The sequence below is a fragment of the Clostridium sp. genome, from assembly GCF_029258205.1.
Lineage (GTDB): Bacteria > Bacillota > Clostridia > Clostridiales > Clostridiaceae > Sarcina.
The window spans coordinates 40,736-56,728 of the sequence record NZ_JARHZJ010000059.1 but is presented as its reverse complement, the minus strand read 5'-3'; the positions used below and the strand labels follow the sequence as shown (position 1 = coordinate 56,728).

At 27.5% G+C, this 15,993-nt stretch carries 13 protein-coding genes; 1 reads left to right on the top strand and 12 read right to left on the bottom strand.

Going from position 1 to position 15,993, the window contains the following annotated elements:
- From Q1J60_RS08025 to Q1J60_RS08015, 3 genes are all read right to left on the bottom strand, one after another.
- Window positions 1-914: TIM-barrel domain-containing protein (locus tag Q1J60_RS08025; RefSeq protein ID WP_300260577.1), on the bottom strand; the 914-nt coding region annotated here is incomplete at its 3' end.
- Window positions 915-973: 59 nt separating this feature from the next.
- Window positions 974-1,867, bottom strand: a complete 894-nt coding sequence (locus tag Q1J60_RS08020; protein WP_300260574.1) for an ROK family protein — start codon at window positions 1,865-1,867, stop codon at window positions 974-976.
- 138 nt (window positions 1,868-2,005) lie between these two features.
- Complete coding sequence (locus Q1J60_RS08015) at window positions 2,006-3,454, bottom strand: ABC transporter substrate-binding protein (RefSeq protein WP_300260572.1); 1,449 nt, start codon at window positions 3,452-3,454, stop codon at window positions 2,006-2,008.
- Between the two features lie 391 nt (window positions 3,455-3,845).
- Between Q1J60_RS08015 and Q1J60_RS08010 the strand changes: the two genes are divergently transcribed.
- Window positions 3,846-4,340: an HdeD family acid-resistance protein gene (locus Q1J60_RS08010; RefSeq protein ID WP_300260569.1), complete on the top strand. Its 495-nt coding sequence runs from the start codon at window positions 3,846-3,848 to the stop codon at window positions 4,338-4,340.
- Window positions 4,341-4,407: 67 nt separating this feature from the next.
- Here the strand turns inward: Q1J60_RS08010 and Q1J60_RS08005 are convergent, their stop codons facing one another.
- From Q1J60_RS08005 to Q1J60_RS07965, 9 genes are all read right to left on the bottom strand, one after another.
- Window positions 4,408-7,545, bottom strand: a complete 3,138-nt coding sequence (locus Q1J60_RS08005) for an alpha-mannosidase (protein WP_300260567.1) — start codon at window positions 7,543-7,545, stop codon at window positions 4,408-4,410.
- A gap of 161 nt (window positions 7,546-7,706) precedes the next feature.
- Complete coding sequence (locus Q1J60_RS08000) at window positions 7,707-8,663, bottom strand: carbohydrate ABC transporter permease (RefSeq protein WP_300260565.1); 957 nt, start codon at window positions 8,661-8,663, stop codon at window positions 7,707-7,709.
- Between the two features lie 17 nt (window positions 8,664-8,680).
- Window positions 8,681-9,649, bottom strand: a complete 969-nt coding sequence (locus Q1J60_RS07995) for an ABC transporter permease (RefSeq protein WP_300260564.1) — start codon at window positions 9,647-9,649, stop codon at window positions 8,681-8,683.
- A gap of 229 nt (window positions 9,650-9,878) precedes the next feature.
- Window positions 9,879-10,355 (bottom strand): cyclic pyranopterin monophosphate synthase MoaC, encoded by a 477-nt coding sequence (gene moaC / locus Q1J60_RS07990; protein WP_300260562.1) that lies wholly within the window; start codon window positions 10,353-10,355, stop codon window positions 9,879-9,881.
- A gap of 36 nt (window positions 10,356-10,391) precedes the next feature.
- Window positions 10,392-11,048, bottom strand: a complete 657-nt coding sequence (gene modB, locus Q1J60_RS07985) for a molybdate ABC transporter permease subunit (protein WP_300260559.1) — start codon at window positions 11,046-11,048, stop codon at window positions 10,392-10,394.
- A gap of 4 nt (window positions 11,049-11,052) precedes the next feature.
- Window positions 11,053-11,820, bottom strand: coding sequence for a molybdate ABC transporter substrate-binding protein (gene modA, locus Q1J60_RS07980; protein ID WP_300260556.1), 768 nt, complete (start codon window positions 11,818-11,820; stop codon window positions 11,053-11,055).
- Window positions 11,805-12,296, bottom strand: a complete 492-nt coding sequence (locus Q1J60_RS07975; RefSeq protein WP_300260553.1) for a MogA/MoaB family molybdenum cofactor biosynthesis protein — start codon at window positions 12,294-12,296, stop codon at window positions 11,805-11,807. The genes modA and Q1J60_RS07975 overlap by 16 nt, the downstream gene beginning before the upstream one ends.
- 313 nt (window positions 12,297-12,609) lie before the next feature.
- Window positions 12,610-14,133, bottom strand: coding sequence for a response regulator transcription factor (locus Q1J60_RS07970; protein WP_300260550.1), 1,524 nt, complete (start codon window positions 14,131-14,133; stop codon window positions 12,610-12,612).
- Window positions 14,134-14,137: 4 nt separating this feature from the next.
- A complete protein-coding gene (locus tag Q1J60_RS07965) occupies window positions 14,138-15,874 on the bottom strand; it encodes a sensor histidine kinase (protein WP_300260548.1) in 1,737 nt (578 codons plus the stop codon).
- Window positions 15,875-15,993 lie beyond the last annotated feature (119 nt).

Below are 15,993 nucleotides of genomic sequence, written 5' to 3'. Positions count from 1 at the left end.
GGAGTTTTAAAAGTCATAACTCTGAATCCATCCATGTAATCTATATCTAAATAAACTACATCTAATGGAATATCTTTTTCTTCAAAAGTTCTTACTAACTCTCTTACTTCATCTTGGCTAAAATAACTAAATCTACATTGTTGATATCCTAAGCTCCAAAGAGGTGGCATTTCCATTCTTCCTGTCAAAGCAGTATAATTTTTAACTACATCTTTAATATTTTTTCCTGGAATAAAGTAATATTGAATTTGTCCTCCTATGGCTCCAAAAAAAATTCTATCTCCCATTTCCTTTCCCATATCAAAATAACTTCTAAAGCTATTATCAAAGAATATTCCATAAGTAGTTTCTTCTTTTAAAGCAACATAAAAAGGAATTGTTTTATAATAAGTTATGGAATCATCATCAGTCTCTGGATCATCAGTATTAAAGTTTTCTGTATAACATCCCTTTTTATTTAAATCTCCACCCTTTTCTCCAAGTCCATAATATGCTAAACAATCATTTACCTTTGATATGTGCACATTCCCTTTCTCATCTTTAAAACTTGGTTGAAAGTCTTCATTTATAATATTTTCTTCTAAGTCTTTAAAACTTATCTCCGTAGTATTTTTATTTACAAAAGTTAAAACGTTCTTTCCCTTTACAACTAAAAAGTTTGAATCCTCTTCTACTATAAATTTACCTTTTTCTAAATGATCTATTACACCATTAGTTGAAACGCTTTCTTCATATTTATCTCCAATAAAAACTTTAACTATATCATTTTCAAACATAGTAAGAGTTATTTTCATATTTGAAAAATAAATATACACATTATTATCATTAATCTCATAATTTTTAAAAACTCTTAATCCACCATTATAAGCTTTAAATTTCATATTTAGATTCTCTCTGTAATTTAATTGTGCCATAACACTATCCCCTTTTTATCTTTATGATTTTAACTTAAACTTTAAATAATAAACTTCATTTATTTGCTAACAAAAAGAAAGTTATATAATGCTCCTATTAAATTTGAATCATTTTGAAATTTACATTTTTCAACATTTATATCTAAAGTCGCTATATCACTTTTTAATAAAGATAATTTTTCATTTATTTTCTTATCAAATCCCTCTCTAGCACTTATAGCTCCACCAATAACAATTTTTTCAGGGTCAACTATATATTGAATATTGTATATTCCTCTTGCAAGATCCATATACCATGATTCTATTTCCTTATTAACTTCTTCATCTCCATTTTCGGCCATTTCAAAAACTTTCTTTCCATCAATTTCTGATTTTTCTATTCCTTTTAATTTAGATACCCTTGTAACTAAAGCGTTGGTAGAGGAAACTTCACTCCAAATTCTATCTGTTAATCCTTTACTATCTCTAGTAAACATATAGCCAAATTCTCCACCATGAAGATGCTTTCCTCTTAAAATTCTTCCATTTATAACTATACATCCACCTATTCCTGTACCAATTACAATACATGCATAATTTTCTACTCCCTTAGTTGAGCCAAGCCATCCTTCAGCTAATCCAGCACAATTCGCATCATTTTCTATAGAAACTTTTAAACCACATCTTTTTTCTAAAAGTTCTTTTATATTTGGCCCATGTATGCAAGGAATTGCACTTCCTCCCCCTATAAATCCTGTTTTAACATCTACAGCACCTGGCGAACTACATGCCAATCCAAAAATTTCATTTTTTTCTTTATATGAATCAACAATCTCTCCTATTGATTCAATAAATAAATCTATATTATCCCTTTTAGTTTTAATGCTTCCTTTTTCTAAAACCTCTCCACTTTCAGTCATTAAAGCATGCTTTATACTTGTTCCTCCTATATCAATAACAACATATTTTTTCATAAAAAATCCTCCCCCCTATACATATATTTATAATCTATTCCTTAGATTATGTAAGAATACTTTCAGAATTTTTATTTATATTTTTACAAAAGTAAACTCTATGCTGAGCATAGAGTTTACACTTATCTTTAAATTATATTATTTTCCATTTTCAGCTTTCCATGCATCTATTTGACTTTGCATTTCTGAAATTACTTCATTTATTCCAACTTCTTTTAATTTATTGTTCATTTTATCTAAATATTCAACTTCATTAACTGATCCACTGTATATAGTTGACTTAAACTCTTCAAGAACGTTATTTATAGCAGCTATTTGGTTGCTTACTTTTTCAGTGTTAAATTTGAATCCTAAAGCAGGTGATTCAACTGATGCATTATTGAACGCTTCAAATTCTTTCCATTTATCAACTGGTTCAGTATCTAAGGTATAAGTTATGAATAAGTTACCTAAAGTATAGTATCCAACTGAGTAGTCTTTAGCTTTATTAGTTAGTTTTATTTGAGTATCACCAGTTTTTTTATAATGAATATCTTCTATACCATAGTTAAGTAAGTTTCTTAAATATACGTCAGTGTTTAATAAATTTAAGAATTCCATAGCTTTTTCTTGATTTTTTGAAGTCTTAGAAATAGCTATCATTGAACCTGTAGTTGAACCATTAGTAATATGAGTCTCCATTATTGGTGATGAAACTACCTCATACCCTAAATCCTTTGACCATAATCCATCAGCATAAGGTTGTCCATCAGCTTTAGTTACAAATCTCTTAACTGATTTGTCATCCTTAGCTGTAGCCGAGTCAGCATTTATATATCCAGCACTATAGTACTTTTGTAAAGTTTCTAACTCACTCTTCATTTTATCTGTTTCAAACATATTTTTAATTGTTAAGCTTTCATCTCCATACTCAACTCCTACTGGATCAACTAATTGATCGAAGTAAGCTGGTGCTGAAAATCCTTTTGTTATATATAAAGGTGTAACATCTGGCTCATTTTCATGGATAACTTTTAACCATGGTTCTAAATCTTCTAAAGTATGGATATCTTTATATGGTATGTTGTATTTATCAACATATTCCTTAGTGAATACCCACATAGGTGCAATTCCTATTTCTTTTTGGTTTGGAACTGCATATGTTTTACCATCTATTTTAGCCCCTTCCCAAAATCTCTTATCTATAACAGACTTCATTTCTTTTCCTTTACTTTCTAATAAATCGTCTATTGCTAAGAAAGCTCCTTTTCTAGCATTTTCTAAATATGGGTTAGCCCATGAACAAGTAAATGCTAAGTCATATGGTTCTCCTGAATTTATTATAACTCCCATTTTTTGAGTGTAATCACCGTAATCAATAAATTTCATATCAATAGTAGCATTAATCTTATCTTTTAAATACTCATTAGCCTTTTCTTGAACCATGTCTAAGTCTTTTGGTGTTTGTCCAATTGTGTACCAAGTAAGTTTTACTGTCTCTCTCTCTCCAGCATTTGCTGTTTTGTCTGCTCCACATCCAGTTAATGCAACTGAAGTAGTTAACACTGCACAAGCTGCTAAAGCTATTAGTTTCTTAAATTTTAACATTATGTTTTCCCCCTATTTAACCCTTTGTTTTTCAAGCCTCTTAACATCGTTTACAAGTTTATTATATAGCCCATATAAACATTTTCATAGTGGAGTTTTTTTATATTTATTTAACTTTCTCTATATAAAATTCATACAATTATGAATATATAAAATATTTCATATTTTTTCTAATGAATACATTTCCATCAGAAATATTATTATTTTTTCTATCTATTCAATTATAATTTATCAAATTTATATACATGTTTAAAAATAAATGTTAAATTAAAAATAATAACATTTTTTTAAAAAATGTTATTATTTATTTGTATCAATATTTTTAAATCTCTAAATAACAAACTTTTTACTCTAAATAACAAACTTTTAAAAAAATTAAGGAGTGACTAAAATGGAAAAAAGTGCACAGATATTTTGTATATTAGAAGGAATTCTAATGGCAATTGTAGGTATATTATTCTTTATTAAGCCAATAGATTCATTACTATATTTCACAACTATAGCAGGTATATTAATAATAGGTTCAGGTATATTTACAATAATTAAAGCTTTTAAATCTTCAAGAAAAGGCTTATATATTTTTAAAGGTATAGTATCAGTATTGTTTGGTTTAATGCTATGTTGTGTTCCACTAGAAAGTATGGACATGTTAATTATATTCTATGGTTCTTGGGCATTAGTTAACGGTATATTCTTACTTGTTAGTGAGTTTACTTATAAAACTTTTGGTTTCAATGCTACAACAGTTTATTGTATATTATTAATAATATTAGGATTATTAATATTATTTGAGCCAATCTCATTCTTAGTAGCTACACCACTTATAATAGGTGTTTACTTTATTATAATCGCTATATTTGAAATTTACTTAGGATTTAAACTATAAAAATAAACATAAAAAGAGGTTACATCAAGAATTAATTTTCTTAATTTTGGTGTAGCCTCTTTATTTATTATCTTAATTTCACCTTAAATGTTTTTATTTCAAATGGATCTATAGTAAACTCTATTTTTTCTCCTTTAAATTTAGCTTCTTCTAAATTTCTCTCCATTAAATTGCATTCAAAGGATTCTTGTATTTCTTTTGAGAACTCTAAAGTAGCCTTAGTTCTACTATTAAAGAATTCATACATTCTAATTATTAAATGATCTGTATCCTCAGCTTTTTTAATAACCTCAATCATAATATTATCTTTATTAACTTTTACTAAGCATAACTTATTATCTAATATTCCCTCATGTTTTTCACAAACCTTTGTATATAAAGGTTGATTTAATTCATAAGCTTTTTGAACTGTATGAGCCTCTTTCCATGTACCCATATGAGGATAAATAGAATAAGTAAAGAAATGCTCCTCTTGATCTGTTTCAGTCCATGGATGTGTTCCTGATTTTAATAAAGTTAGCCTCATAACTCCATCTTGTATATCATGACCATACTTACAATTATTTAATAATGATACTCCAAAATCTCCCTCTGAAAGATCAGCCCATTTTTGGCCACAAACTTCAAACCTAGCTTCATCCCATGATGTATTGCTATGAGTTGGTCTCTTAACATTACCATATTGAATTTCATAAGTAGCCTCTGTAGCATTTAAATCTATTGGGAATGAAGTTTTTAATAATACTTCATGCTCTTTCCAATCAACATATGAATCAAAATCTATTCTATCTAAATCTTTATAAATATAAATATTTTGAACTATAGTAGATTCTAAGAATTTTCTTTCAATCCTCAATGCACTTCTTACTGGACCTTCTTCAACAACTTCAATACTTTGAACATCATCAACATTCCACATTTTTTCTTTATAATATATATCTATATCCCAGTTGCTATATTCCATAGGCTTGTCTTCGAAAGCTTGAAGTCTATTACCTAAGGCACCTTCTTTCAATACTTCTCTATCTGATCTCTTATCAAATAATGAAACTATATTTCCCTCTTCATTGAATTTAATTCTTAAAAAGTCATTTTCAGCTTCTTTCTCACTTACAAAAATATTTTCTGCATCCTCCTTATTCATAGCTTCTATTATTTTAAAACTCTTATATCCATTTGCAGGTATTCCTTTAGCAAAGAAAATTGCTTTTTTTCCATCATCTATTCTTTGGCAAATAATTTCTTCCTCTCCATCTAATACAGCTGGATTTTCTATGTCTTCTGGAACAACAAAAGTAGCTATATCATCTCTTTCAAATCCTAGAGAGTTAAATACAACAACACTTCTTTCTTTTAAATTTATTTCTGATGTTATATTCTTTAAAGCTAAACCTACAAAATTATTCCCTTTTTCAATTAAATCCTTATATTCTTCATTCGTTACATCATAAACCTCTTTAATTGATGAACCTGGTAAAATATCATGGAATTGATTTAAAAGTATTGTTTCCCAAGCAAAATTTAAGTCAGCTAAAGGATATTTTTGCCCTAATAACATAGCTATTGAATTAAATTTTTCTGCTGAAGTATATAGATTTTCACATATTCTATTATCCCTCTTATTTCTTCCCATTGAAGTATAAGTTCCTCTATGATACTCAAGATATAATTCTCCAACCCACTTTGGAAGTTTATTATTATCTTTTACAGTACCCTCTAATTTTTTAAAGTAATCCTTAGCTTTACCTATTTTAACCTTAGGTGCTCCTGGTATTCCCTTTGAAAGCCTCTTTCCATTTTCAAGCATTTCATAAGTAGCACCACCGCCACCATCTCCAAATCCAAAGGCAACTAAAACATCATTATTTATATTTTTTTGCTGATATCTATTCCATGCTCCCATTATTGATCCTGGATGAATATTACCACAGTATGTTGTCATAGTTTCCTTAAATGGATCCTGATCTGGATAAGTTGTAGTTATAAAATGAGTTAATATTTCTGTTCCATCTATCCCTTTCCACATAAAAGTGTCATAAGGCATTTTGTTAATTTGGTTCCATGAAATCTTAGTTGTCATAAAATAATTAACATCTGACTTCTTTAATATTTGAGGAAGAGCTGCTGAATATCCAAAAACATCTGGAAGCCAAAGTATTTCATTATCTACATTAAATTCCTCCTTAAAGAATCTTTTTCCATGTAATATTTGTCTTATTAATGACTCTCCTGAAGTTACATTACAATCAGCTTCAAGCCACATAGCTCCTTCTGGTTCCCAAACTCCTTCTCTTACTTTTTCTTTAACCTTCTCATAAACCTTTGGATGATCTTCTTTTAAGAATTTATAAAGTTGAGGTTGAGAAGACATAAATATATATTCTGGATATTCTTCCATAAGCTTTAATACCGTTGAGAAACTTCTTGCAACCTTTTCCCTTGTTTGAGTTACAGTCCAAAGCCAAGCTACATCTATATGAGTATGACCAACACAAGTTGCTATCATATCTTCGTGTCCACACATTTTATCATAGAAATTCTCTTCTATATATTTATTAGCAATTTTTAGACTTTCATTGTAATCTTTAGTAAATGGTCTTCTTAAATCAATTAAGTTTATTGTGTCATTTAACACAGTTAACATATCTATTCTTCTTTTATCTTCCTCATGTAATTTAGTTGCTACTATATGAGGCACACTTAAGTTAAAGTATAATTTTCTAGCTTCTTCGTCTATTGTTACTAGCTTACCATGTAAAGTTGATTTTTTACCCTCAATTCTTCCTATATGTGCATGCAAATCTATATCATAAACTTCTCCTGCCACAGCATTGTGAGTTAATATTGTCTCCTGATGATTTACATCTAATCCTTGAATATGTTCTCCATTTACATAAAGTATAAATTGTGGATTTGTTGTATTATCCCAATCTCCTAAAAAAGTATGAAAGCTTAAAGCAATGGTTTGTCCTGCAAACTCATCTGGCACTTTAACAGAAGCTTTAAACCATCCATGACTTTCATCTCCCCAAAGATCTCCTGTTTTAAAATTTATCCATCCATCTTTAGGTGCATTTTTTATTTCATCTATATTATCATATTTTCCAGCTATAAATTTATAATTGTCTATGTTTAAAGTATTAGAATAAACATATTTTCCTATTTCTTCATAAGTTTTTCTTATTCTTTCTGATATAAATCTCATACTCATTTTCTCCTTATCTTTATTTTTCACAAGAATTAAAATTTAACAAAAAGGTTGTATCAAAACTTAAAATAATAAAACTTATAAATAGTATGAAAAATTTATAAGTTTTATTTTAAGTTGCTATTGATACAACCCCTTTAAAATATCATTCTATTTAATTACTCTTTTACTGCACCAATTGTTAATCCATTTACAAAGTATCTTTGGAAGAATGGATAAGCAAATATAATTGGTAAAGTTGAAATAACAACTATAGCCATCTTAGCAGTATCTCTTGGCATGTTCTTAGTAGCTTCTATAGCATTTGCACCAAGTGATGTTGCATTATTTGCTAAGAACTCCATTGAGTTTTCAAGTCTTATTAATAAGTACTGTAATGGTATTAAATTTGGTTCATCAATATATAACATAGCGTTGAACCAGTCATTCCAGTATCCTAAAGTTAAGAATAATCCTATTGTAGCTATACCAGGAAGAGATATTGGTAATACTATTCTTAAGAATAATCTCCACTCTGATGCTCCATCTATTTTAGCTGATTCTATAATAGCGTCTGGAACTGATGTTTTAAAGAATGTTCTTAAAATGATTATGTGGAATGAACTTACACACATTGGAAGTATAAGTGCCCATATTGTATTCTTTAACTGTAAGAATCTTGTAACTACTAAGTATGAAGCAACCATACCACCTGAGAATAACATTGGTATAAATATTACTTTAGTAAAGATTTTTCTATAAGCAAAACTCTTTCTTGATAAAGCATATCCATACATTGACATTATACCTAGTCCAATTAAAGTACCTAGAATTGTAACTATAATTGTAACTCCATATGATGTTAAAATTTGGCTACCTGATGAGAATATATATTTATAAGCTTCAAAACTCCACTCTTCTGGTATGAATCTATATCCATTTACTTGTAGTGATTGCTCATTTGTTAATGATATAGCTATAACAAATATGAATGGCATTATTGCTAAGAAAGCTAATATTACGAATAAAACATTTAATAAAAAGTTACTCTTTTTTGAGACAGCATTAAACTTGCTTACCTCTTCTTTTGGCTCCGCTTTTTTCTGAATTCTTTTTTGTTTAATAGTTTCTAACACACATTACACCACCTTTTTTAGAAGAATGCGTTTTCTTCATCTACTTTTCTTACTATAGCGTTAGAAGTTACAATAAGTATTAATCCTACAAATGATTGATATAAACTTGCTGCTGAACTCATACCTATATCTCCTAAGTTCATAAGACCTCTATATACATAAGTATCTATTACATTTGTTACTGGATATAAAGCACCTGAATCCTTTGGTAATTGATAGAATAGACCTAAGTCTCCTCTGAACATACCACCAATTGAAGTTATAAACATTATTATCATTACAGGTTTTAATAATGGAACTGTTATATATTTTATTTGTTGGAACTTACTTGCTCCATCTATCATTGCTGCTTCATAGTAGCTCTTATCTATACCACATATTGAAGCTAAGTAAACAACTGTTCCGTATCCAACTGCTTTCCATTGGCTCATGAAGATTATTATAAACGGCCAATACTTTGGTTCTGTATACCATGAAATTCCTTTTCTACCCATAGATTCTAAAATACCATTAACATATCCTTTTTCTGGGCTTAAGAATGCATATAAACAATAACTTACAACAACCCATGACAAGAAATAAGGTAAGAACATACTACTTTGATAGAACTTAGCTAGCTTTTTATTTAATAACTCATTTAATAAAATTGCTAATGTTACTGGAAGTACTATTCCTAAAATTATAAATACAAGATTGTATAAAACTGTGTTTTTAGTTATTAACCAAGCATCACTACTTTGGAATAAGAATTTAAAGTTATCAAATCCAACCCATTCACTATTAATTAAGCTTTCAAAAAATCCTCCATGTATTCTCCATCTTTTAAAGGCTACAATTACTCCAAACATTGGTAAGTAAGCAAATACTAAAAACCATATTGCTCCTGGTATAGTAAGTAATAATAATTCTTTATTGTTTCTAAAACGTTTCATTCTATCTTTCATTGTAAGCTTCTCTTTTGGAAGCTTTTTAGCTTTACTCTTCACACTTCTTCCCCCTTTTTGTTGTAAACGTTTCTTACAGTAAAATATTATCATTATATGAGTTTTGGGAAAAGTTGAAAATATTTAGTTTTACTGTATAAATTTCAATTAAAAATATTAAAAAAGTTCAATAACAATAGAAAATTCAAAAAATATATAATTTATATACTCATTTTTATAAAAAAAGAGTTAGAGTTTACTAAACTCTAACTCAATTTTTCATATTAATAATTTAAAAATTAAACTCTCCACTTTTCCCACCTAGTTTTTTTTCTAGATGTATATCTCCTATAACCATTCTTTTATCTACAGCTTTACACATATCATAAATAGTAAGTGCCGCAATAGATACTCCTGTAAGAGCCTCCATTTCAACTCCTGTTTTATGAACTACCTTTGAAGTAGCTGTTATTATTATTTCATTTCTTTCAGAATCAATTTCAAAATCAATACTAGATCCTGTAATCATAACAGGATGACACATAGGTATTAAATTACTGGTATTTTTCATTGCCATTATACCAGCAACTCTAGCAACACCTAAAACATCCCCTTTTCCTATTTGACCTGATTTTATTAATTCTATAGTTTCACTTGATGCCTTTACAGTACCTGTTGCAATAGCTATTCTTTCCGTTTCATTTTTATTGCTCACATCTACCATAACTGCATTTCCTTCATTATCAAAATGAGTAAGTTTATTATTCATATATGCTACTCTCCTTTTCTCTAAACTTAAAAAATCTTATTTTATTTTCTTAATTATTTTATTATAAGAAAAAGTTAAAATCACTGATATTAAAACTATAAGTATTAATATATTATTTGCTAAACCAGAATCACCATTCTCAATAGCATAATACATAGCCATAGGTATTGTTTGAGTTTTACCCTGAATATTCCCTGCAACTAAAATAGTAGCTCCAAACTCTCCAAAAACCCTAGCTATACTAAGTACAATCCCTGTATATAATCCTTTTTTAGAAAGAGGTAAACTTATAAGTCTATAAAGTTTAAAGTTTATTGCTCCCATTTCTCTAGCAGCATTTTTCACGTCTTCATTAACACTTAGTAGTGATGTCTTTAAACTCTGATAAATAATAGGTATTGAAACAACTATACCTACTATAACAGCACCTATCCAAGTAAATATAATACTCATATCAAAATTATTATATAAAAATGCGCCTATTACACCCTTCTTACCTAATATTAAAAGAATTAAATACCCTATAGCAGAAGGAGGTAAAAACATAGGAAATATTATTATTGTTTCAATAATGTATTTAAACTTAAAATCTTTTTCCACCATAAAATAGCCAAGTAATATTCCTAAAATACAGCTAAAAAATACTGATACTAATACAACTTTTAAGGATATTAATAAGGCTTCCCATATCATTTTTTTAGTTCACCTCAAAACCATATTCAATAAATATTTTTTTACTTTCTTCACCTTTTAAGTACTCAAGAAATTTCTTTGCTTCTTTATTATTTTTACTATTTTTTAATAGACATAGTTCATATTCTATAGGTTTATGATAATCATTAGGCACCTCATAAACTATCTTGCTATTTTTTAAATCTAAAGCATCTGTATTATATACAAATCCTAAATTAGCTTCCCCATTTTCAACATATGTCTTAACATTTGTTACACTTCTAGCAAAAACTAATTTATCACCAATATCCTTATAAATTCCTACTTTTTCTAGACTTTCTTTAGCATATTGTCCTGCTGGAACTGTTGATATTTCACCAATTGCAATTTTACCATCTACATTTTTTAAATCCTCTAAAGAATTTATAAATTTATTGTAATTCTTATTTTCAATTAAAACTAATTGGTTGTTTAAAATCTTATAAGATTCATTCTTATTTACAAGCCCTTCATCTATAAGTTCTTTAGCATATTTAGTGTTTGCTGAAAAGAATAAATCTACATCAGCTCCATCACTAATTTGTTTTTTCAAGGTTCCTGACCCACCTACATTATATTGAATCTTTACTTCATTTTCCTTTTCAAAATTATCCGCAATTTTTTCCATGGGCTTTTGAAGACTTGCAGCAATACTAACTGTTAAAGTTTTCTCTTCCTTGTCATTAGTACATCCTACAAATAATAATGATAACATTCCTATTGCCATTATTAGTAGGCTTATTTTCTTGCGCATTCTCTAGCGTCTCCCTTCAGAATATCTATTCCATGTTTTAAATCGTCTAAAATGTAGTCCATAACTTCTCTACAAGCTTTTGGACTTCCAGGCATATTAACTATAAGAGTATCTTTTCTTATACCAGCGGTAGCTCTAGAAAGCATAGCTCTTTTAGTTATTGTCATACTATAACTTCTTATAGCTTCTGGTATTCCTAAAGCTTCCTTTTCTATAACATCTTTAGTTGCCTCTGGAGTAACATCTCGTTTACTAAATCCAGTACCACCAGTTGTAAGTATAAGATCAACACTTAGATTATCAGCCATATTTATCATCTCATCTCTAAGCATTTCTCTTTCATCTGGTAAAACTATGTATTTTTCTACCTTAAATCCTTTTTCCTTTGCAATATGAGCTATTACTAATCCACTCTCATCCTTTCTTTCTCCTGAATATCCTTTATCACTACTAGTTATTATTCCTAATTTATACATACTATAAAACACCTTCCTTTTAATTTAATAAAATAGTTTATTTTAAACTATTATTTATTTCTAAATATATAGATAAAAACTAATATTTCTTAATATAATAGCTTTCTTTAATTGTTTAAATTTTATCATTTCAAAACTTTGGAAAATGTGATTTTTATCACATAATATATAAAACTTAAGGATATCTACAATTAAATATTATAATACTTTTAATTATTATTTGCTCTATTATTATTTTTTTAACAAAATTTTAGAAAAAAGCTGTATTCAAATCCTCTATTTGAATACAGCTTAATATTTCATAAATTCATAATTAATAATTTTTTATATTTCTTAAGGTTGATGGACAAACTCCATAATACTTCTTAAATTTTCTATAGAAATAACTAGTATCTAGATATCCTACCTTTTTAGCTATATCATTTATCTTCATATTTGTATTTAATATAAGCTCCTTAGCTTTCATATTTTTAGTTTTATTTAAATACTCAGAAAATGAACATCCAACTTCTTTTGTAAATACTTGTCCTAAATAAGATGTATTTATATTATATTTCTGAGCTAAAGTCTTAAGGCTTACCTCTTCATAATAGTTTTCATTTACATAACTTATTATCTGTTGAATTACAGGACTATATTTTATAGTAGTTGGATGCATAAGTTCTACAACTTCCCTAATCTCACTGCATAATAAAGTTTTAATATCTTCCCTTGTATCTTCACTACAAAGAGCAACTATTTCCTCTCCTAAGCTATTTCCCGTATATTGTTTTTCAACTTTAAATTCTTCAACAATACCATCTAATAAAAATAATATTTTTACAGATAAATCATATATGTTTCTTGGATTTAACTTTTTATCCTCAACAGTCTCCTCAATAATTTTTTCTGCCCCTTCTATATCTTTAGCAATTATTCTTTTATTTAATTTATCTAAAACTGAACTAAAGTTTATATTATTTTCATTTATATCTTTAACATCTTCTGTTGTTATACACTTGTTATATCCTAAAGTAAGAACATATTTTTTTAAGTTATTGGATTCTTTATAGCTTGAACTAATTTTATAAAGATTACAAACCGGCTCTCCAACACTTAAAAATACATCTATTTCATACTCATTTATTATTTGTTCTTTTAACTTTCCATAATATTTTTTAATATCTTTTTTACTTAAGGCTTCATCCCAAGAGTTTATTAAAATAAGTTCCTCATCTAAAGTGTATATTATCTCAAAGTTATTTTTAGTATTTTCTTTTATTACATTAACTATATTATGTAACATTTCCTCACTATCATATCTACTTATAGTATTTATAATGCATAGGGAATATCTTTCTGAATCTAAATTAATATAAAAGCTCTCTTTATTTTCCTCTATTTCACCTTGAGATAATTTACCCTTAATTAGTTTAATAAGTATATTATCTTTTCCTAAACTTGATTTATTTTCCTCTTTTTCTTGTTTTATTTTATTTATTGTATTTTTTAAAGTTTTTTCTAACTCTTCTTCATCTATAGGCTTTAGTATATAGTTTTCAACACCTAATTCTATGGCTTTTTTTGCATAAGAAAAATCATCATATCCACTCAATATTATAAATTTAACATCAGAATTACTTTTCTTTAATTCTTTTAATAACTCTAATCCAGTAACCTGTGGCATGTTAATATCAGTTACCACTATATCAACTGGATTTTCATTAAATTTATCTATGGCTTCCTTCCCATTACTTGCCTTGTTTACAATTTCTAATCCTAAGTCTTCCCATTCAATTATATTCTCAAGTCCTTGTAAAATTAAATTCTCATCATCAGCTAGCATAACCTTGTACATATTACTACTCCACCTCTCTAAGCGGGAATCTTAAAATCATATTAGTTCCCTTATTCTCTTCACTAGTAACAATTAACCCATAAGGTTCCCCATATTTAATTTTAATCCTTTCATGAACATTTAGCATCCCTATTGATTTACCAGAATGATCACATTCCCTAATTCTTCTATTTATATCATCTAATTTCTCATTAGGAATTCCCCTACCATTTTCTATTACTTCCACAACTATATCTTCTAAATGTTTATAAATATATATTTTTAATTCATTATCATCTCTTTCTAACCTTATACCATGAACAAAATAGTTCTCAATTAAAGGTTGAAGCGTGAATTTAACAATTGCCTTATCATATAAATCCTCTTCACATTCTATTTTGAACTTAAACTTATCATCATATCTAAACTTAAATAGTTCCAAGTATTTATTACAGTATTTTATTTCCTGATCTATTGAAACTATAAGATTTCCTTTTACTTGACTTCTAAATAAAAACGCTAAACTATAAAGCATTTTTCCTACTTCTTTATCTCCATTACATATTGCTTTCATCCTTATTGACTCTAATGTATTATAAAGAAAGTGTGGATTAATCTGATTTTGAAGTGCCACAATCTCAGCTTCTCTTTGGTGTAATTCTGCTAGATAACTCTTCTTTATATGATCATTTAACTTCTCACACATTTTATTAAAATTATCTGCAATGAATGTTATTTCATCCTTATCATTACTTAAAGGAATGTGTACATCTATATCTCCTTTTTCAACTTTTTCCATAGCTAAAATAAGAGAATCCATTCTCTTACTTAAGCTTTTAAATTTTATATAAAGAACACACTCTGCAATTATGAATAAGAATAAACTAACTAAAAATGCTGAAACTTTAAAAAGAAACGGTATTTTCGTGGCATTACTTACTTTTATTCTAACTACAGATATTAACCCATTATTATCTGGCAAAATATCTACATAATAATTATCTTCTAATGAAACTTCATGATTTCCTATTTTAAGCTTATCAAAGTATGGGTAATATTCGTAATCATATTTATTTTCTGAATCATATAAAACCATTCCTTTTTTATTTAATATAAGAACCTCTGAATTAGTATCCCTATATTTTTTTAATACATCACTAATTATCCCTACATCATAAGTGGTCATAAGCATTCCTTCTGGTTTTAAAGATGCCGAATCTCTTATTTCACTGCTTATACTAACTTCATTTTTATTATAGATTGAATATTCAATCTTTTCTTTATCTAATAGTTCACTTGAATTAAAAGGATATGTCTTTATTTCTCCTTTTCTATTAAAAATTGATATTTCATTTCTAGAATAACTTATAAAAGATATACTCTTTAAAAAGTTATTTAATTGAAACGAACTCTTAACAAAACTTTCTATACCATTATAGTAAAGTTTATCACTTGCACTATAATAATCTAATTTTCCTTTTATATAATCACCTAAATCTAAATTTAAGTACTTTATAACATCATTTAACCTAAATTCATCTTCATAGAGCATATTCATTATTCTTCTTGATGTTCTACTATTATAATCTAGTGTTTCATTTACATCTTGCAGTATTTTATCATTTATATAAAGAGTATTTCTCTTAATCTCTTCAGAGGTTTTACTTAAAAAATAAATATATAAAATACTAACTACGGACAATATTACTATTGTATATGTTATAAATAGTCTTTTATAAAGATTTGACTTACTAAACTTCATTTAATTCCTCTCTTCCCCATATTACCTTAGTCAATTTTTATTAAATCATATTCTATTCTATCTGAAAAGCTTATCAAATTATGATATTTTATGGTTTTTATGTATTTTTTATGGTTTTA